Here is a 19,102-nt window from a genome sequence, read left to right on the forward strand (position 1 = left end):
CGCGTTTAAATAACGGTTGGCAATTCCGATATGCAGGGGCTGTCCGGCGTTGCAAGGCGAAGTCTGTCGGCATGCACCGCATTGAAACGACAGATGGCGCCGACGTGCGCCCTCGCATCCGGCGACATCCAACCAAGCAATTCCACAAGGGCACGATGCCGGGCGTGCAGGTCTTGATACTGCGATATGGGGTGATGGTGGAAGACTCTGAACTCGGCGATGACACGATGCGCGTGCCGTTCAATCCCTCGTTGCAGCAGTTCGGTCTTGGCGGCGTCCACCATCCGCTGATGCCCCTCACCAAGCCTACCCCCCTCATACCAGAAGGCCGAGTTGAAGTGCATGGAGAACGCGTCATGGATGCGACTACGAAGGACGATTTCAACCATGTGCAGTACCGGGTAGAACGCCTCACACAACACCATGTTGACGCCGTGCCTGGCCACCGCCCCCACGACGTCTTCAGCACCCTCGTTACCTCTGTCGCAGGTGGCCTCTTCCTGCTTCTGCAGCCCGTAGGCAAGCAGCCGGGACCGAGACACCGCACCAGCCACCCCCGCAGCGGTTTGACATCAATAAGCGCCGCCCATCCGGGACTGTTGAACAGGGTGCTACCTTTCTCTATAGTGGCGGCACATACCCCGGGCCGGCTCCTCTCCTCACACGCTGTACGTGAGTGAAGGGTTCCGGGGTTTTTCTTTGCCCGTTCTTCGAGTCTACGGGTCGAATGACGCCCGAGGGCGCAGCATGCGCAGTCCTGCGACTTCGCTCACAGGTTCGGTTTCGATAAGGTGGAGCCACGCCATCCGACATGGCTGGATGCGTCACGGTAGCCACCATCCGGCGCTGCTAATGTTTCGCTATCGAGGCGGAGGACTGCAGTACGGCATGGCAAACGCTGATGCACTCATCCTGAGAATGAACGGCAGCGCGGTGCACGACATCGCGAGCTTTTACGACGAGATCAACCGCGTTTTCATGAGCGGTGAGGATTGGCAGTTGGCTCACAGCCTGGATGCGTTGGATGACATGTTGTACGGCGGCTACGGCGTGCTGGCGGGGCACGCCGTAGCCACTCTGATCTGGCATGACATCGAGCACGCCCGGAATGCGCTGGGCGTGGCGGCCACCCGTGCATGGCTGCAGGCCAAGCTGGATGGGAGCGGCACCTTCAATGCGCGCGCCATTACCGATCAACTGCAGGCGCTCGACGCCGGCGACGGCCAGACCTACTTCCAGATCGTCATGGAGATCTTCGCGGCGCATCCGAGTATTACCCTGGAACGTCGCTGAGCCCGCTGGGCCGATAGGCCGGGACCGGTAGGGTCGGTTCCCAAACGACCGCACGCGCAGCACCAACGCCCGGTGACGCATGACCACGACCGGAGCCACCCCTCCGTTCAAGGTCATGCGTTACCGGGCGTGGACGCGCCATCGGCGGTCGTCTTGCGACCGACCCTACCGGTGAGTCCAGTGCCTGCAGCAGGCGGAAGCGCCGGTCCCGAGGTCCACCTCCGGCGGCCGTCTGTACCGCCCATCCCTACAATGTGACGTCCGCCCACCCCATGCCCCCCGCCAGCGATGTGCCCCGCTTGACCCAGATGCCCGCTGAACCCGACCCGCCGCACAGAGCTGCAAGCTTCTTGCCTGAGGCCGGCCGCCCCACATAGCCTGGCAAGTAGCTGATCCCCACGAGGCAGTAGCGCAAGGGCTGGTAGGGTCGGTTCCCAAACGACCGCACGTGCACCACCAACGCCAGGTGACGCATGGACCACAACCGAAGCCACTTCTCCGCTCAACATCAATGCGCATCCCGGAGCTTCATGCGCTCGGACTACGCGCCAAGCAGTTTGCGCGGCCCATGACTTGGGGGTCGTGCTCCGATTTCAGTAGAAATACTGGGCCAGAGACAGTGGATACGCTCTTGTCCCATGTCCGGCGGGAAAGCCACAGTGGCGTCAGACGCTGCAGCGCGGTGGACGCGTTTACGGTCCGAGTCCCGCTGCCACTGAAGGCAGTTCGTCCCTCTACAGCCCGTTGAGACACAGACGCCTTGATTTCCGTACGGCATATATCCGGCAAACAACATCACCGAGGAGAAGCCGCATGCACGACCATCGAACTCCGTCCGCTCCAGGGATCGGAATGCTCCTTGCCCTTGCCGGCTGCATGACGCTCAGCGCGTGTAGCGATCAAGCATCGTCAGACAAAGAGAAGGTTGCTCCGGCCAAGGCGGATCAATCGGCTCCTCCCGCGCAAGCGTCGACAGACGCATCAGCGCTACAGGAAGCCAAGGCGACCGCCAGGGATGCTTACGTCTACGGCGTCCCGATGGTGGACACCTACAAGACCGTCTACGCATTCAACGTCGACACCTCCAATCCTCAATACAAGGGCCCATTCAATTCCATCCTGAACATCGCCCGGGTGTTCACCCCGGACGACACCGCATTCGTTACGCCCAATTCGGACACCCCTTATTCCTTTGCCATGCTGGATCTGCGGGCGGAACCGGTCGTCATCACGGTGCCAAAGATGGAGAAGGACCGCTACTTCGTCTTCCAGCTGATGGATCTTTATACCTTCAATTTTGATTACATCGGAAGCCGCACGACCGGCAACGACGGTGGCACCTTCCTTATCGCCGGGCCGGGTTGGAAGGGAGAGGCACCCAAGGGCATCACCAAGGTGATCCGGTCCGAGACCGACCTGGTCAGCGTGGTCGGGAGAACACAGCTGTTCAACGCCGCCGACCTGGCGAACGTGAAGAAGATACAGGCCGGCTATAAAGTGCAGCCCTTGTCGGCGTTCGCAGGAACGCAGGCTCCGCCACCGGCGCCCGCCATCGCGTGGATCAAGCCAACCCCGCCGGCGGAGGACAGGACTTCGCTGGAGTTCTTCAACCAGCTGGCCTTCCTTCTGCAGTTCGCGCAACCGCCACATCCGAGTGAGACTGCCCTGCGTGCACGCCTTGCCCAGTTGGGCATCGAGCCCGGCAAGCCCTTCGATGCCAACCGCCTGCCGCCCCCGATGCAGGACGCGCTCGAGGAGGGCATGGCCGAGGGGCAAAAGCTGATCGATGACAAGCGTGCGTCCTTGGGGGGAAAAACCGATGCCTTGTTCGGCAACCGGGATTTCCTGAAGAACGACTACGTCGCCCGCGCCACCGGCACCCAGGTGGGCATCGGCGCGAACTCCCGCGAAGAGGCGATGTATCCGATCCTGGACAAGGACTCCCATGGGCAACCCTTGGACGGCAGCAAAGGCGCATACACACTGCGATTCGCCAAGGATCAATTGCCGCCCGTGGATGCGTTCTGGTCAGTCACGATGTATGGCTTGCCGCAGCAGTTGCTGGTCAAGAACCCGATTGACCGCTATCTCATCAACTCGCCGATGTTGCCCGGATTGAAGAAAGACGCGGATGGCGGATTGACGATCTACATCCAGTCCGATTCCCCTGGAAAAGAGAGGCAGGCCAATTGGCTGCCGGCACCCGATGGACCGTTCGTCATGTTCATGCGCTACTACCGTCCCAAGCCGGAATTGCTGGATGGGCGCTGGACGACCCCCGCCGTGGTCAAGACGGAAGGCGGGGCTGGGCAATAGGGCGCACAGCCCTCAAGTGTGGGCCGCGGGAATGACAAGCATGTGGTTCGATACGGGGTGCTGGGCGTCGATCAATGCAACCCTCCCGGGGGCCTGGTAGGGTCGGTTCCCAAACGACCGCACGTGCAGCACCAACGCCCGGTGACGGATGGACCACGACCGGAGCCACCTCTCCGTTCAAGGTCATGCGCTACCGGGCGTGGACGCGCCATCGGCGGTCGTCTTGCGACCGACCCTACCGGTCAATCCGGTGCCTGCGGCAGCCCTCCCCTACAATGTGACGTCCGGCCACCCCATGGCCCCGCCACCGATGGACCCCGCGTGACCCAGAAGCCCGCCGAACACACCCCGTTGATGAAGCAGTTCTTTGCAGCCAAGTCCGACTACCCGGACCTGCTGCTGTTCTTCCGCATGGGCGACTTCTACGAGCTGTTCTACGACGACGCGCGCAAGGCGGCGCGGTTGCTGGACATCACCCTGACCCAGCGCGGCAGCTCCGGCGGCGCGCCGATCCCGATGGCCGGGGTGCCGGTGCATGCCTACGAAGGCTACTTGGCGCGGCTGGTGGCGCTGGGCGAGTCGGTGGCGATCTGCGAACAGATCGGCGACCCGGCGCTGGCCAAGGGCCTGGTCGAGCGCAAGGTGGTGCGCATCGTCACCCCCGGCACCGTCACCGACGAGGCGCTGCTGGACGAGCGCCGCGACACCCTGCTGATGGCACTGTCGCGCGGCAAGAATGGCTACGGGCTGGCCTGGGCCGACCTGGCCGGCGGCCGCTTCCTGGTCAACGAGGTCGATACCGACGACGCGCTGGAAGCCGAACTGGCCCGCCTGGAACCTGCCGAACTGCTGGTGCCGGACGAAGAGAACTGGCCGGACTTCCTGAAGCAGCGCAGCGGCATCCGCCGCCGTGCGCCGTGGCTGTTCGACGCCGACAGCGGCCGCCGCCAGCTGCTGGCGTTCTTCAAGCTGCACGACCTCACCGGTTTTGGCATCGACGACAAGCCGCGCGCCACCGCGGCGGCCGGCGCACTGCTGGGGTACGTGGAAGAAACCCAGAAACAGCGCCTGCCGCACCTGACCGCCATTGCCACGGAAAACGCCAGCGAAGCGATTGCGATGAACGCGGCCACGCGCCGCCACCTGGAGCTGGACACGCGCGTGGATGGCGACACCCGCAACACGCTGCTGGGTGTGCTCGACACCACGGTCACGCCCATGGGCGGGCGCCTGCTGCGGCGCTGGCTGCACCGCCCGCTGCGCCTGCGCGAGGTGCTGGTGCAGCGCCATGATGCAGTGGCCACGCTGATCGACCGCGGTGCAGACGGCGATGTGCGCGAGGCCTTCCGTGCGCTGGGCGACCTCGAACGCATCCTCACCCGCGTGGCGCTGCGCTCGGCGCGCCCACGCGATTTCTCCACCCTGCGCGACGGCCTGGGCCTGTTGCCGGAGGTGCGCGCGGTGCTGGCGCCGCTGGATTCGCCACGGCTGGTGGCATTACGCGACGCGCTGGGTTCGCATGACGAATGCGCGCACCTGCTGGCCTCGGCCATCGCCCCTGCCCCGCCGATGAAGCTCAGCGATGGCGGTGTCATCGCCGAAGGCTACGACGCCGAGCTGGACGAGCTGCGCCGCCTGTCCACCCACGCCGACCAGTTCCTGATCGACCTGGAGCAGCGCGAACGGGCCAGCAGCGGCATCGCGACGTTGAAGGTCGGCTACAACCGCGTGCACGGCTATTACATCGAAATCAGCAAGGGCCAGAGCGACAAGGCGCCGGTGCACTACACCCGCCGCCAGACCCTGACCAATGCCGAGCGCTACATCACCGAAGAACTGAAGTCGTTCGAAGACAAGGTGCTGTCGGCGCGCGAACGGTCGCTGTCGCGCGAGAAGCTGCTGTACGAACAGCTGCTGGACACGCTGGGCAGCGAACTGGAACCGCTCAAGCAGTGCGCCGCCGCGCTGAGCGAGCTGGACGTGCTCGCCGGTTTCGCCGAACGCGCGCAGGCGCTGGACTGGGCGCGCCCGGAACTGGACACCGGCGCGTGCCTGCGCATCGAGCGCGGCCGCCACCCGGTGGTGGAAGCGGTGCGCGAGCAGCCGTTCGAACCCAACGACCTGGACCTGCATCCGGACCGGCGCATGCTGGTGATCACCGGTCCGAACATGGGCGGTAAATCCACCTACATGCGCCAGAACGCGTTGATCGTGCTGCTGGCCCACATCGGCAGCTTCGTGCCGGCCAGTCGGGCGGTGATCGGGCCGATCGACCGCATCCTGACCCGCATCGGCGCCGGCGACGACCTCGCGCGCGGGCAGTCCACCTTCATGGTGGAAATGAGCGAAACAAGCTACATCCTGCACCACGCCACCGCGCAGTCGCTGGTGCTGATGGACGAGATTGGCCGCGGCACCTCCACTTACGACGGCCTGGCGCTGGCCGATGCGGTGGCGCGCCACCTCGCTTACGAGAACCGCTGCTACACCTTGTTCGCCACGCACTACTTCGAACTGACCGCACTCGCCGACGAGCAGCACCAGGGCGGCCCCAGCGGCATCGCCAACGTGCACCTGGACGCGGTGGAACATGGCGATGCGCTGGTGTTCATGCATGCGGTGAAGGACGGCCCGGCCAACCGCAGCTTCGGCCTGCAGGTGGCGGCGCTGGCCGGCCTGCCGCGTGCCACCGTGGCCCAGGCGCGGCGCAGGTTGGCCGAACTGGAGCAGCGGGGCGGCGAGACCGTGGCCGCGACCATGGCCCCGCAGGCGCTGGACGCGCCGCAGCAGTTCGGGCTGTTCACCGCGCCCTCGACCAAGGCGCAGGAGGCGCTGGCCGCGCTGGATCCGGATGAGCTGACCCCGAAGCAGGCGCTGGAGGCGTTGTACCGGTTGAAGGCGCTGGTTTGAGGCGTCACGACCAACGGTCGTGACCTACCAGTCAGGCGTCACGACCAACGGTCGTGACCTACCGCCTTCACGCGGGCGGCGCCCGCGTGAAGGCTTCGCATTTTCTTCGTGCAGGCGGCGTTATGCTCCGGCGGCCCCATCCCGGGGCAAAGGAGTCGATCGTGAATACGAACTCGCTCACCGAAACGTTGTTGTCCCAGCTACAGGGTCCCGGCGTACAGCAGGTGTCCCGGCAGCTCGGGCTGGACCAGGACCAGGCGTCGCAGGCGGTCACCGCAGCCCTGCCCCTGTTGATGGGCGCACTGGGCAGGAATGCCAGCCAACCCCAAGGCGCCCAGTCGCTGCTCAATGCGCTTCAGAAGGACCACCTGGCCGGCGGCGGCGGCGGCGGCGGAGGCTTCGACCTCGGCAGCATCCTCGGCGCGGTGTTGGGCGGTGGCGGCGGCAGTGCCACCAACGGTGCCGGCATCCTCGGCCATGTGTTTGGCGGCCAGACCCCGCAGGCCGCGCAGGCGTTGGGCCAGCAGACCGGCCTCGACAGCGGTCGCTCCGGCCAGCTGCTGGCCATCCTGGCCCCGATCGTAATGTCGTTCCTGGCCCAACGGTTCGCCCAGCAGGGCAATGCCGGCCAACTCAGCCAGGCCCTCGGACAGGAAGCACCGCCTGCCGGCAGTGGCGGCTTCACCGGTCTGCTCGGCGGCATGCTCGATCAGAACGGCGATGGAAAGACCGATGTGACGGACCTGATTGGCTTCCTCGGCAAGCGCTGAGCGTGGCCGCGCGCGCCGGGCCAGCCCGCCCGGCAGTTTTGATAGCCCCTCCCTATCACTTTGGTTGAATCATTCACTTTTACCAATCACTCCACCCTGCTTAACGTAAAGGCGCTCCCTCTGCGTCTCCCCCGCGAGGCCATTCCCTCATTCGCCAGTCCACAGGTAACAGCCCATGAAAAGCGAAGCGAAGTGCCCGTTCAACCACGCCCTCGTCGGCGATGCCACCACCAATCGCGACTGGTGGCCGAACCAGCTCCGTGTTGACCTGCTCAACCAGCATTCGTCCCGTTCGCACCCGCTGGATGCGGACTTCGACTACGCCAAGGCCTTCGCCGGGCTCGACTACGCCGCACTCAAGGCCGACCTGACCGCGCTGATGACCGACTCGCAGGACTGGTGGCCGGCCGACTTCGGCCATTACGGCGGCCTGTTCGTGCGCATGGCCTGGCATAGCGCCGGCACTTACCGTATCGGCGACGGGCGCGGCGGCGGCGGTCGTGGCCAGCAGCGTTTCGCCCCGCTCAACAGCTGGCCGGACAACGTCAGCCTGGACAAGGCGCGCCGCCTGTTGTGGCCGATCAAGCAGAAGTACGGCCAGGCCATTTCCTGGTCCGACCTGCTGATCCTCACCGGCAACGTCGCGCTGGAGTCGATGGGCTTCAAGACGCTCGGCTTCGCCGGCGGGCGCCCGGATACCTGGGAACCGGACCAGGACGTGTACTGGGGCCGAGAGACCACCTGGCTGGGTGGCGACGTGCGCTATGCGCATGGCTCCGAAGGCGTGGTCGAAGACCATGGCGTGCTGGTGTCCGATGACGACGCCGACGGCGACATCCACTCGCGCAATCTGGAAAACCCGCTCGCCGCCGTGCAGATGGGCCTGATCTACGTGAACCCCGAAGGCCCGGACGGCAATCCGGACCCGCTCAAGGCCGCCATCGACATCCGCGACACCTTCGGCCGCATGGCCATGGACGACGAAGAGACCGTGGCGCTGATCGCCGGCGGCCACAGCTTCGGCAAGACCCATGGTGCCGGCCCGGCCGACAACGTGGACGTGGAACCGGAAGCCGCAGGGCTGGAGCACCAGGGCCTGGGCTGGGCCAACAGCTTCCGCAGTGGCAAGGGCGGCGACACCATCACCAGCGGCCTGGAAGTCACCTGGACGCGCACCCCGGCGCAGTGGAGCCACGACTTCTTCGAGATCCTGTTCGGCAACGAATGGGAACTGACCAAGAGCCCGGCCGGTGCGCACCAGTGGGTGGCCAAGGACGCCGAGGCGGTCATTCCGGACGCGCACGACCCGTCAAAGAAGCACCGCCCCACCATGCTCACCACCGATCTGTCGCTGCGCATGGACCCTGCCTACGAGAAGATCTCGCGGCGCTTCCTGGAGAACCCGCAGCTGTTTGCCGATGCGTTCGCGCGCGCCTGGTTCAAGCTGACCCATCGCGACATGGGCCCGCGCGCGCGCTACCTCGGTCCGGAAGTGCCGGCGGAAACGTTCATCTGGCAGGACCCGGTGCCGGACGCGCCGACGACCGTGATCAGCGCGCAGGACATCAGCACGCTCAAGCAGCAGATCGCCGCTTCCGGGCTGAGCGTGGCGGAGCTGGTCTCCACCGCATGGGCCTCGGCGTCCACCTTCCGCGGCTCGGACAAGCGCGGCGGTGCCAATGGCGCGCGCATCCGCCTGGCCCCGCAGAAGAACTGGGCAGTGAACCAGCCGCAGCAGCTGGCCAGGGTGCTGGCCGCGCTGGAAAACATCCAGGCCGGCTTCAAGGGTGACGGCGGCTCGCAGGTGTCGCTGGCGGACCTGATCGTGCTGGCAGGCAACGTCGGCGTGGAGCAGGCGGCCAAGGCCGGCGGGCACGAGGTCAGCGTGCCGTTTACGCCGGGCCGCACCGATGCCAGCCAGGACCAGACAGATGTGGAATCGTTCGCGGTGCTGGAGCCGTACGCCGATGGCTTCCGCAACTACGTGAAGGGCCGTTACAGCGTGCCCGCCGAAGCGCTGCTGATCGACAAGGCGCAGCTGCTGACGCTCACCGGCCCCGAACTGACCGCGCTGGTCGGCGGCCTGCGTGTGCTCGGCGCCAACGTGGACGGCAACACGCAGGGCGTGCTGACCGATCGACCGGGCACGCTGAGCAACGACTTCTTCGTCAACCTGCTGGACATGCGCACGCAGTGGAAGGCCAGCGGCGATGGTTATGAAGGCGTGGACCGCAACGGCAGCGGCAAGCGCTGGACCGGCAGCCGTGCCGACCTGGTGTTCGGCTCGAACTCGGTGCTGCGTGCGATTGCCGAGGTGTATGCGAGTGCGGATGGCGAGAAGAAGTTCGTCAATGACTTCGTCGCTGCCTGGGCACGGGTGATGGAGCTGGACCGGTACGATCTGCACCGGTGAGGCCGGTTCTGCGGGCGCACGACCAACGGTCGTGCGCTACCCGGGAGTTGTTGCGGTGGCGCCGGCCGTTGGCCTGCATTGGGACCGCCTGGGCCGGCCAGCGGCCGGCGCTACCGTGTTGCTTCGCGCGTCGGCATCACGTTTCGTCACCGTGTTTCGTCGCGCCCACGCGTCACATGGCGTCGAGATCGCCCAAGGCCTTGATCAGCCGGCGCGCGCGCTTGTCGGGGCGATGCTCCGGCGGCAGGTAGCCGTTCTTCATGGCCGCGCGCTGCGCACGCTGCTCCGCCCTTCGCGCGCGCGAGGCTTCGCTTTCCTCGTACAGCTGCTGCGCCACCGGCGCCGGGCCGCGCAGGTCGCTCAGGCCACGCACCTGTACGTCATACACCTCATCGCCGCGGCTGATCTGCAGCTGCTCGCCCACGCGCACCGCGCGCGAGGATTTCGGCCGCTGCCCGGCCACGTCGACCTTGCCGGTTTCCACCGCCTGCTTGGCCAAGCTGCGGGTCTTGTAGAAGCGTGCGGCCCACAGCCACACGTCCAGCCGCACGGAGGCGGCGACCAACGGTTGTGCTTCTGTCATGCGGGTGGTTCAGCTCCCCGGCTCGGCCGGTCGTCGATTCAACGGTTGCGGTGCCGACGGGTTGCCACGGCAACCGGTGCCACCGATCAGCACGGGCACGCCCGCATCCAGATCGCGGCGCTGGCTGCCGACCTGGCATTCGGGTCGGTCCATGGGCCGTACCTGCGCGTCGCGCAGGCGGTCATCCGTACTCGAACATGCGGGCAGCGCGGCGGCAATCAAGACCGCCAATACGACGGGGATGAACCGGTCAGCCGGGCGGGTCGCGCGCCGGCGCGCGACCGGAACGTCCGGCGCGGCGGTCGTGCAGTGGGACGCGGAGTGGCGCATCGCAATATCCCGTTGATGGGCGTGGTGCTAGTGTGCCGCTGTCCACGCCTGATCTCCATAGCACATGGCCAAAGCGCCGCTTGACCTCACCACCGGCCCGATCGGGCGCAATCTGTTCCTGTTCGCCCTGCCGATCCTGGCCGGCAATATCGCCCAGTCGCTGAACGGATCGGTGAATGCGATATGGGTGGGGCGTTTCCTCGGCGAGGCGGCGCTGACCGCGACCGCGAACGCCAACAACATCATGTTTTTCCTGATCGGGTCGGTGTTCGGCATCGGCATGGCCGCCACCATCCTGATCGGCCAGGCGATGGGGGCACGCGACATCCCGCAGGCGCGGCGGGTGATGGGCACCAGTGCCACCTTCTTCATCGGGCTGTCGGTGGTGATCGCGGTCGCCGGCTGGTGGCTGTCGCACCCGCTGCTGGCGGCGATGGGCACCCCCGCCGCGTCGCTGCCACTGGCCGAGGCCTACCTGAAGGTGATCTTCCTGGCGATGCCGACGCTGTACGCCTTTGCCTTCCTCAGCTCGGCGCTGCGCGGCGTGGGCGATTCGCGCACGCCGTTCCGGTTCCTGCTGCTGTCGGTGGTGCTGGACATCGGTTTCAATCCGCTGCTGATCTTCGGCATCGGGCCGTTCCCGCAGCTGGGCATCGCCGGCGCGGCGTGGGCCACGCTGATCGCACAGACGCTGTCGCTGGTCGGCCTGCTCTGGTACATGCGCAACAAGCGCCATGTGCTGTGGCTGGGGCGCAAGGACATGCACCTGTTCAAGGTGGACCTGGTGATCCTGCGCGCGCTGGTGGTCAAGGGCGTGCCGATGGGGCTGCAGATGGTGCTGATTTCGCTGTCGATGATCATGATGATGACCATGGTCAACAGCTACGGTACCGATACCGCAGCGGCCTATGGCGCGTCGCTGCAGTTGTGGACCTACGTGCAGATGCCGGCGATGGCGATCGGTGCGGCCTGCTCGTCGATGGCGGCGCAGAACGTGGGCGCAGGCAACTGGTCGCGCGTGCGCGGGACCGCGCGCAGCGGCGTGCTGTACAACTTCCTGCTCACCGGCGTGCTGATCCTGCCGTTGATCCTGCTCGACCGCTACACGCTGGCGCTGTTCCTGCCCAGCGGCAGCGCGGCGCTGGACGTGGCGCGCCACCTCAACCACATCGCGGTGTGGTCGTTCCTGTTCTTCGGCGTGAACTTCGTGATCTCCGGCGTAGTGCGCTCGACCGGCGCGGTGATTCCGCCGCTGCTGATCCTGGCCGCGTCATTGTGGGGAATCCGGGTGCCGTTCGCCGAGCTGCTGCAGGACCGCTGGGGCGCCGATGCGGTGTGGTGGAGTTTCCCGGTCAGCTCGTTCTGCGCGATGCTGATGTCACTGGCGTATTACCGCTGGGGCGGCTGGCGCAAGGCGCGCATGTTGCCTGCCCATCGCCAGGAAGTAGCGGCGCCCGCCGAAATTCCGGCATCGCCGCCGTCGCCGGTCGCCGATCCCGCACCGCCGATTGCCGGGGTCGAACGCGGTTAGATGGCGTGGACACGCATGGCGTGTCCCTACGCGACCATCCAGCGCACGATGCACCACCCCGTAGCGACACGCCATGCGTGTCCCAGGCAGCCCCAAACGCAGACGCACGACGCCCCACCTTTTAGCGACACGCCATGCGTGTCCCAAGGGGCCTGAAACGCAAACGGCCACCCGAAGGTGGCCGTCTGGTTGGGTAGGTACCGACCGTTGGTCGGTACCCCACGCCGGAATTACTGGGCAGCCTTGGCGGCCAGGCGCGCGGCCTTGGCCTGCGCTGCAGCAGCCAGATCTTCCTTGATGCGGGCAGCCTTGCCTTCCAGGCCGCGCAGGTAGTACAGCTTGCCGGCGCGGACCTTACCACGACGCTTCACTTCGACCGAGTCGATGATGGCGCTGTGGGTCTGGAAGACGCGCTCGACGCCGTAGCCGTGCGAGATCTTGCGGACGGTGAAAGCCGAGTTCAGGCCGGCGTTCTTGGTGCCGATGACGACGCCTTCGTAAGCCTGCACGCGCTCACGGTTGCCTTCCTTCACCTTCACGTTGACGACGATGGTGTCACCCTGGCTGAACTGCGGCAGCTCACGGGTAATCTGGGCGGATTCGAAATCCGAAAGAATGGTCTTGTTCAGCTTGCTCATGGGTGCACCGATAGTAGTTCGGGTGGTCGTGTCGTTCGACAACGTGGGCTCATGCAGTCACCGGACTGTGCTGCACGTTTTTTGTAGGGATTCCTACCATCGGGCCGGTGAGGGCCTGATGGGAATCCGCGATTCTAACCAGTTTCTGGCTCTGTTACCAGTCCGGTAGCGCCGGCCGTTGGCCGGCCCACGGACCGCCTTGGCCGACCAACGGTCGGCGCTACCGGGTGGGAGCGCGTGCGCCGGTCAGCGGTCGGCGATGCAGACCCCATCAGGCGTCAAGGGAGGTCGGCCTTGGCCTGCTCCAGCAGGATCCGGTCGGCCTTGGACAGGCTGGCTTCGTCCAGCAGGTCCGGGCGACGCAGCGCGGTGCGCAGCAGCGACTGCTGCCGGCGCCAGCGGGCGATGGCGGCGTGGTTGCCGGAACGCAGCACGTCGGGGACATCGCCCCACTCATGGTGCGCCGGCTGGCTGAAATGCGGGCAGTCCAGCAGCCCCTGCGGGCCTTCGAAACTGTCCTGCGCAGCCGATTCGGCGTCGTTGAGGGCGCCTTCCTGCAGCCGGGTCACCGCGTCCACGATCACCGCCGCGCCCAGCTCACCGCCGGACAGCACGTAATCACCGATCGAGATCTCCTCGGTCACCTCGGCGGCCAGGAAGCGTTCGTCCACGCCTTCGTAGCGCCCGCACAGCAGGATCATCCGCGGCAGCGCGGCCAGTTCCCGGACCTTGGCCTGGGTCAGCGGCCGCCCCTGCGGGCTGAGGTAGATCACCGGGGCCGGGGTCGGATCCGCAGCCTTCGCTGCAGCCAGGCAGGCGCGCAGCGGCTCGATCAGCATCACCATGCCGGGGCCGCCGCCGAACGGACGGTCGTCCACCCGGCGATAGTTGCCCTCGGCGTAGTCACGCGGGTTCCAGCCATGCAGGTCGAGCAGGCCGCGCTCGGCCGCACGGCCGACCACGCCCAGCGCGGCCGACTGCGCCATGAACTCCGAAAACAGGGTGATGACGTCGATACGCATCGATCAGAACTCCGGATCCCAATCGACAATGACGCGATTGGCCTCGAAATCCACCGACACTACGAAGTCAGGCTGCACGAATGGAATCATCCGCTCGCGATCGCCCTGCACCACCAGCACATCGTTGGCGCCGGTCGAGAACAGGTGCGAGACCCGGCCCAGTTCGACGCCCTCGACGGTGCTCACCTGCAACCCCTCCAGATCGACCCAGTAATACTCGTCGGCCTTCGGCGGCGGCAGCGCGCTGCGTGCTACATAGACTTCGGTCCCGTACATCGCTTCGACCACGTCGCGGTCGGTGACATCGGGAAACACCGCCACCAGGTGCTTGCCGGACTGACGTCCGCGCGCGCCCTTGAGGGTGCTCTCCTGGCCGGCGGGTGTCCGCAGGATCCAGGGCTGATAGTTGAAGATGGCGGTACGCGGCTCGGTCCAGGACTCGAGCTTGATCTCGCCTCGCACACCAAAAGCGCCGACAATCCTGCCCAGCAGGATGCGGCGCTCGGTATCTTTCATCTGCGTATGCCGACGGGCCGCGCCAGGCGCGGCCCTTCAGGATCAGGCCGCGACGGCCTGGGCCTTGGTCGCTTCCTTGTACAGGTTGCGGACCTTGTCGGTCATCTGGGCGCCGTTGGCAACCCATGCGTCGACCTTGGCCAGGTCCAGCACGATGCGCGATTCGGCACCCTGTGCGACCGGGTTGTAGAAGCCAACGCGCTCGATGTTGCGGCCGTCGCGCGCGCTGCGCGAGTCGGTCACGATGATGTGGTAGAACGGACGCTTCTTGGCGCCGCCGCGGGTCAGTCGGATCTTGACCATGGTGATACTTCCTCTATTGCCCAGTCGCCAGGATGGCGCGGTAAGCCGGCGATTATAGCGGCGGGGTGCGGGCATTCCAAGCCCAGCGGGGCATTTGAAGCTGAATGGGGCCTGCCCGCCGCGTTGCGGCGTCGCACGACCAACGGTCGTGCGCTACCGGTGACCGACCAGCAGGGGTGGTCTCCGCGGTAGGGCACGACCGTTGGTCGTGCCGCCTCACGCCAGCGGTTCCCATGGCTGCCCGGCAATCGTGGTGATGGCCCGCTGTACCAATGCCTCTGACCCGGTGAATCGGTGCCCATCAATACTGGTTATCGGCCACACCCCTGCCGCATTGCAGGCAACGGCCGCGTCGAACCCGGCCAGGTCGTCCAACCGCACCCGCGCCAGCTGCGGTTCCCCGCCCCACCCGGCCTGCAGCAGCCGTTCCTGCGTTCCGCGCAGCGCCGGGGCCTGCGGCCACACCAGCTCACCGCCGCGCCCGAACGCGATATTCCATGTGGTGCCTTCGCTGATCGCACCCTGCGCATCCACGAACAGCGCGTCGTCGTACCCGGCCTGCAGCGCCTGCCGACGGTGCTCGAACAAGGCGAACGTGCCCACATGCTTCAGATGGGGCAGCTCGCGCTGGTACACCACGCTGCGCACGCGCCGCGCCGTTGCCGGCAGCGTCACCGGCGCCGACACCGCCACCAGCACATCCACCGGTACGGCCTGCAGCGGCTGGCGGAAATCGAATGCCTGCGAAAACACCGTCACCCGCACCGAGGCATCGACCCTGCCCTCGGCCTGCAGCGCGTGCGCGATCCACGCCTGCACCTGGCTTCCGTCCAGCACCGTGCCGAACAGCGTCTGGGTACCCGCGCGCAGGCGCCGCAGGTGCAGGTCCAGCCCCTGCACCGCCCCGCCGCGCACCTGCATCGAGGTGAAGTGCCCGTAATTGACCAGCGCCGCCGACAGTTCGTCGGCGCCGGCACGGTGGCCGTTGCAGTACACGCTCATCCCAGCAGCCCGCGCGCGTCGGCCCACATCGCCTGCAGCACCTCGGCCGCCGGGCGCTCGGGCGCCAGCCACGCCGCCTGCCCTGCCCATGCCTGCATCGCCTCGATGCGATGTTCGCGGTTGGCCTGTGCGCGCATCGGCGCGGTCAGGCCACGCTGCACCGGGTACGGGCGCGGTGGCGGCGCGCTCGGGTCGGCGGCGGCGCGCACATAGGCGGTGGCAATGCCGCGGCCGAGTCGACCGCTGAACGCGCGGGTGGGCCAGGTATCTTCCGGTTCGGCCACTGCCAGTGCCTGCGACCACGCCGGATCGATCGCGCATTCGGGCGTGCGCAGGAACGCAGTGCCGACCTGCACCGCGCTGGCACCCAGCATCAGCGCAGCGGCCACCCCGCGGCCATCGGCAATGCCACCTGCGGCAATCACCGGCACCTGCAGGCGGTCGGCCAGGCGCGGTACCAGCGCGAACAGCCCCACCAGCTGGCGCTCGGCCGCTGCCGGATCGAACGCGCCGCGATGGCCACCGGCCTCGAAGCCCTGCGCCACTACCGCGTCCGCCCCGGCCGCTTCGGCCGCCAGCGCTTCGGCCAGGGTGGTGGCGCAGGCGAACCAGGCGATGCCGGCGTCCTTCAGGCGCTGCACCTGGGCGGCGGTGAAGACGCCCATGATGGTGGAGGCGACCGCGGGTTTCGCGGCGATGAGTGCATCGAACTGCGCGTCGAAATCGGCCGGGCCGGCGTCGGCTGCTTCGGCCGGAACTTCAGGGCCCCATTGCGCGAGGAAGGTACGGGTGGCTGCTTCGGCGCCGGCGTCACGCAGCGGCGGTGCGTCCGGAATCCACACATTGACCTGCGCCGGGCCGCTGGACTGCGCGCGGAACGCATCCATCCACGCCACGATATCCTGCGGCTGCGACAGCACCGCGCCCATCGCGCCCATGCTGCCGGCGTTGGCCAGCACAGCCGAAAGCGGCACCGGGCAGGCGCCGGCCATGGGGGCAAGCAGGATCGGGGACTGCAATGAAAAACGCCGACAGAAGCTGTCGGCGCGTTCGAGGATTCGCGGGTCGGTCATGCGGGGCGCACCTTGGGGGTCGACGGGGTACAGGATACCCCCGGCGTTCCGGGGACACGCATGGCGTGTCGCTACGCGGGCGGACCGATGACCGGCGCCTTGATCAGCGGAACGGCAGGCCACCGCGGCCGCCCATGGCGCCCATCATGCCCTTCATGCTGCGCATCATGCCCTTCATGCCGCCACCGGCCATCTTGCTCATCATCTTTTCCATCTGCTGATACTGCTTCATCAGCTTGTTGACGTCGGCCGGGGTCAGGCCGGAGCCGCGGGCGATGCGGGCACGGCGCGAGCCGTTGAGCAGGCCCGGATTGCGGCGTTCCTTCTTGGTCATCGAGTTGATGATGGCGATCATGCGCGGCACTTCCTTGCCCTGGCTGACCTGCTGCTTGAGGTGCTCGGGAATCTGGCCCAGGCCCGGCAGCTTGTCCATCAGGCCGCCGATGCCGCCCATGTTCTGCATCTGCTCCAGCTGGTCACGCATGTCGTTCAGGTCGAACTTCTTGCCCTTGGCGACCTTCTCGGCCAGCTTCTGCGCCTTGTCCTTGTCGACCTGCTGCTCGACCTGTTCCACAAGCGACAGCACGTCGCCCATGTCCAGGATGCGGCTGGCGATACGGTCCGGGTGGAACACGTCCAGGCCGTCGGGCTTTTCGCTGACACCGACGAACTTGATCGGCTTGCCGGTGATGTAGCGCACGCTCAGCGCGGCACCGCCACGGGCATCGCCGTCGGTCTTGGTCAGCACCACGCCGGTCAGCGGCAGCGCTTCACCGAAGGCCTTGGCGGTATTGGCCGCGTCCTGGCCGGTCATCGCATCGACCACGAACAGCGTCTCGGCCGGATTGACCGCCGCATGCAGGGCCTTGATCTCGGCCATCATGGCTTCGTCGATGGCCAGGCGGCCGGCGGTATCGACCAGCAGCACGTCCACGAACGACTTGCGCGCGTCATCGATCGCCGCGCGCACGATGGCTTCCGGCTTCTGGTCGGCGCTGGACGGGAAGAACAGCACGCCGACCTGGTCGGCCAGGGTCTTCAGCTGCTCGATCGCGGCCGGACGGTACACGTCGGCCGACACCACCATCACCTTCTTCTTGCGCTTTTCCTTCAGGTGCTTGGCCAGCTTGCCCACCGTGGTGGTCTTGCCCGCACCCTGCAGGCCGGCCATCAGGATGATCGCCGGCGCCGGCACGTTGAGGTTCAGGTCCGAGGCGGCCGAGCCCATCACCGCGGTCAGCTCGTCGCGGACGATCTTGATCAGCGCCTGGCCCGGGGTCAGCGACTTGAGCACTTCCTGGCCGACCGCGCGCACCTTGATGCGCTCGACCAGCGCCTGCACGACCGGCAGGGCGACGTCGGCTTCCAGCAGCGCGATGCGGACTTCGCGGGTGGCCTCGCGGATGTTTTCCTCGGTGAGGCGACCGCGGCCACGCAGCCGCTCGATGGTGCCGGAGAGGCGCTGGGTCAGGGACTCGAACATGGAGGCAACCTGTTCAGTAACGAAAGACAAAGAGACCAACAGTATAGCGGGGTCCACGTTGCCGGGCAGAGCCCGGCAACGCGGGCATCGCTACCGGCCCGCGGTATGCGAAACTGGAACGATGACAATCGTTCTCATCGCCACCCTGCTTTACCTGGTCGCCACCGCCCTGCTGGTGCGGGCGGTGGTGCGCGATGACGCCGCCCGCTCGCCGGGCTGGCTGTGGCCGGCGGTGCCGGCGATGGTCCTGCATGGCAGCTATCACGCACTGGTGGCCCTGCGCACCAGTGGCGGGCCGGACATGCATTTCTTCGCCGCGTTGTCGCTGGTGGGGCTGGGCATGGCCTGGCTGACCTCGCTGGTGGCCGCGCGCGGGCGCATGGCGGCGCTGGGCGTGCTGGTGTTCCCGATGGCCGCCGCGGTGCTGGGCGTGTACCACGGCTACGGCCATGCGCCGAGCCGGCCGCTGGGCTGGCAGCTGGCCACCCATGCCTGGATGGCGCTGCTGGCCTACGCCACGCTGAGCGTGGCCGCGCTGCTGGCGATCATGCTGTGGCTGCAGGAACGCGCCCTGCGCCGCCGCGACTTCCGCCCGTGGCTGCGCGCCCTGCCGCCGCTGGCGGACCTGGAAGCCCTGCTGTTCAGGGTGATCGCGGTGGGCTTCGCGCTGCTCACGCTGACCCTGGTCACCGGCGTGCTGTTCGTGGACGACCTGCTCGCGCAGAAGCTGGTGCACAAGACCGTGCTGAGCGTGCTGTCGTGGATCGTGTTTGGCACGCTGCTGATCGGTCGCCGCTGGTATGGCTGGCGCGGCGCCAAGGCGGTGCACTGGACGCTCACCGCCATGGCGCTGCTGCTGCTGGCATTCTTCGGCAGCCAGTTCGTGATCGAACTGGTGTTCGGGCGCGCGCGCTGATCA

Annotated in this window: 17 protein-coding genes; 7 read left to right on the forward strand and 10 right to left on the reverse strand. The window is 66.9% G+C overall.

Annotation, left to right across the window (positions count from 1 at the left end; all coding sequences use genetic code 11):
- Positions 1–5 precede the first annotated feature (5 nt).
- Positions 6–542, reverse strand: a complete 537-nt coding sequence (locus FSZ13_RS04610; protein ID WP_145478217.1) for a hypothetical protein — start codon at positions 540–542, stop codon at positions 6–8.
- A gap of 346 nt (positions 543–888) precedes the next feature.
- On the opposite strand from FSZ13_RS04610, the gene FSZ13_RS04615 reads away from it, so the two are divergent.
- The 5 genes from FSZ13_RS04615 (at position 889) to katG (ending at position 9,702) form a co-directional block, all read left to right on the forward strand.
- Positions 889–1,293 (forward strand): barstar family protein, encoded by a 405-nt coding sequence (locus FSZ13_RS04615; RefSeq protein WP_145478218.1) that lies wholly within the window; start codon positions 889–891, stop codon positions 1,291–1,293.
- An 852-nt stretch (positions 1,294–2,145) separates the two neighbouring features.
- Positions 2,146–3,609: a DUF1254 domain-containing protein gene (locus FSZ13_RS04620; protein WP_145478219.1), complete on the forward strand. Its 1,464-nt coding sequence runs from the start codon at positions 2,146–2,148 to the stop codon at positions 3,607–3,609.
- 354 nt (positions 3,610–3,963) lie between these two features.
- The gene (mutS, locus tag FSZ13_RS04625) at positions 3,964–6,519 is read left to right on the forward strand and encodes a DNA mismatch repair protein MutS (RefSeq protein ID WP_145478546.1); all 2,556 of its coding nucleotides are present in this window, start codon (positions 3,964–3,966) and stop codon (positions 6,517–6,519) included.
- Positions 6,520–6,677: 158 nt separating this feature from the next.
- Positions 6,678–7,289, forward strand: a complete 612-nt coding sequence (locus FSZ13_RS04630; protein ID WP_222116601.1) for a DUF937 domain-containing protein — start codon at positions 6,678–6,680, stop codon at positions 7,287–7,289.
- Positions 7,290–7,464: 175 nt separating this feature from the next.
- Complete coding sequence (katG, locus tag FSZ13_RS04635) at positions 7,465–9,702, forward strand: catalase/peroxidase HPI (RefSeq protein WP_145478220.1); 2,238 nt, start codon at positions 7,465–7,467, stop codon at positions 9,700–9,702.
- 172 nt (positions 9,703–9,874) lie between these two features.
- On the opposite strand, the gene FSZ13_RS04640 is transcribed toward katG, so the two are convergent.
- Together FSZ13_RS04640 and FSZ13_RS04645 are read right to left on the reverse strand one after the other, a co-directional pair.
- Positions 9,875–10,285: an RNA-binding S4 domain-containing protein gene (locus FSZ13_RS04640; protein WP_145478221.1), complete on the reverse strand. Its 411-nt coding sequence runs from the start codon at positions 10,283–10,285 to the stop codon at positions 9,875–9,877.
- A gap of 9 nt (positions 10,286–10,294) precedes the next feature.
- Positions 10,295–10,615 (reverse strand): hypothetical protein, encoded by a 321-nt coding sequence (locus tag FSZ13_RS04645; RefSeq protein WP_260844082.1) that lies wholly within the window; start codon positions 10,613–10,615, stop codon positions 10,295–10,297.
- Between the two features lie 64 nt (positions 10,616–10,679).
- On the opposite strand from FSZ13_RS04645, the gene FSZ13_RS04650 reads away from it, so the two are divergent.
- Entirely contained in the window at positions 10,680–12,146 is a 1,467-nt protein-coding gene (locus FSZ13_RS04650) for an MATE family efflux transporter (RefSeq protein WP_145478222.1), read from the forward strand.
- 230 nt (positions 12,147–12,376) lie between these two features.
- On the opposite strand, the gene rplS is transcribed toward FSZ13_RS04650, so the two are convergent.
- The 7 genes from rplS to ffh all read right to left on the reverse strand — a co-directional run bounded on the left by rplS (position 12,377) and on the right by ffh (position 18,183).
- On the reverse strand, positions 12,377–12,784 hold the full coding sequence (rplS, locus tag FSZ13_RS04655) for a 50S ribosomal protein L19 (RefSeq protein ID WP_145478223.1): 408 nt from the start codon (positions 12,782–12,784) through the stop codon (positions 12,377–12,379).
- A gap of 278 nt (positions 12,785–13,062) precedes the next feature.
- Entirely contained in the window at positions 13,063–13,806 is a 744-nt protein-coding gene (gene trmD, locus FSZ13_RS04660; RefSeq protein WP_145478224.1) for a tRNA (guanosine(37)-N1)-methyltransferase TrmD, read from the reverse strand.
- A 3-nt stretch (positions 13,807–13,809) separates the two neighbouring features.
- Complete coding sequence (gene rimM / locus FSZ13_RS04665; protein WP_145478225.1) at positions 13,810–14,322, reverse strand: ribosome maturation factor RimM; 513 nt, start codon at positions 14,320–14,322, stop codon at positions 13,810–13,812.
- A 42-nt stretch (positions 14,323–14,364) separates the two neighbouring features.
- A complete protein-coding gene (gene rpsP, locus FSZ13_RS04670) occupies positions 14,365–14,625 on the reverse strand; it encodes a 30S ribosomal protein S16 (protein ID WP_145478226.1) in 261 nt (86 codons plus the stop codon).
- A gap of 216 nt (positions 14,626–14,841) precedes the next feature.
- The gene (locus tag FSZ13_RS04675) at positions 14,842–15,627 is read right to left on the reverse strand and encodes an aminotransferase class IV family protein (protein WP_145478227.1); all 786 of its coding nucleotides are present in this window, start codon (positions 15,625–15,627) and stop codon (positions 14,842–14,844) included.
- Positions 15,624–16,700: an NAD(P)H-dependent flavin oxidoreductase gene (locus FSZ13_RS04680; RefSeq protein WP_145478228.1), complete on the reverse strand. Its 1,077-nt coding sequence runs from the start codon at positions 16,698–16,700 to the stop codon at positions 15,624–15,626. Before FSZ13_RS04680 ends, FSZ13_RS04675 begins: the two co-directional genes overlap by 4 nt.
- 103 nt (positions 16,701–16,803) lie before the next feature.
- The gene (gene ffh, locus FSZ13_RS04685; protein ID WP_145478229.1) at positions 16,804–18,183 is read right to left on the reverse strand and encodes a signal recognition particle protein; all 1,380 of its coding nucleotides are present in this window, start codon (positions 18,181–18,183) and stop codon (positions 16,804–16,806) included.
- A gap of 121 nt (positions 18,184–18,304) precedes the next feature.
- On the opposite strand from ffh, the gene FSZ13_RS04690 reads away from it, so the two are divergent.
- Positions 18,305–19,099 (forward strand): cytochrome C assembly family protein, encoded by a 795-nt coding sequence (locus FSZ13_RS04690; protein ID WP_145478230.1) that lies wholly within the window; start codon positions 18,305–18,307, stop codon positions 19,097–19,099.
- Positions 19,100–19,102: the final 3 nt, after the last annotated feature.

The organism is Stenotrophomonas rhizophila, assembly GCF_007667275.1.
Taxonomy (GTDB): Bacteria; Pseudomonadota; Gammaproteobacteria; order Xanthomonadales; family Xanthomonadaceae; genus Stenotrophomonas; species Stenotrophomonas maltophilia_AE.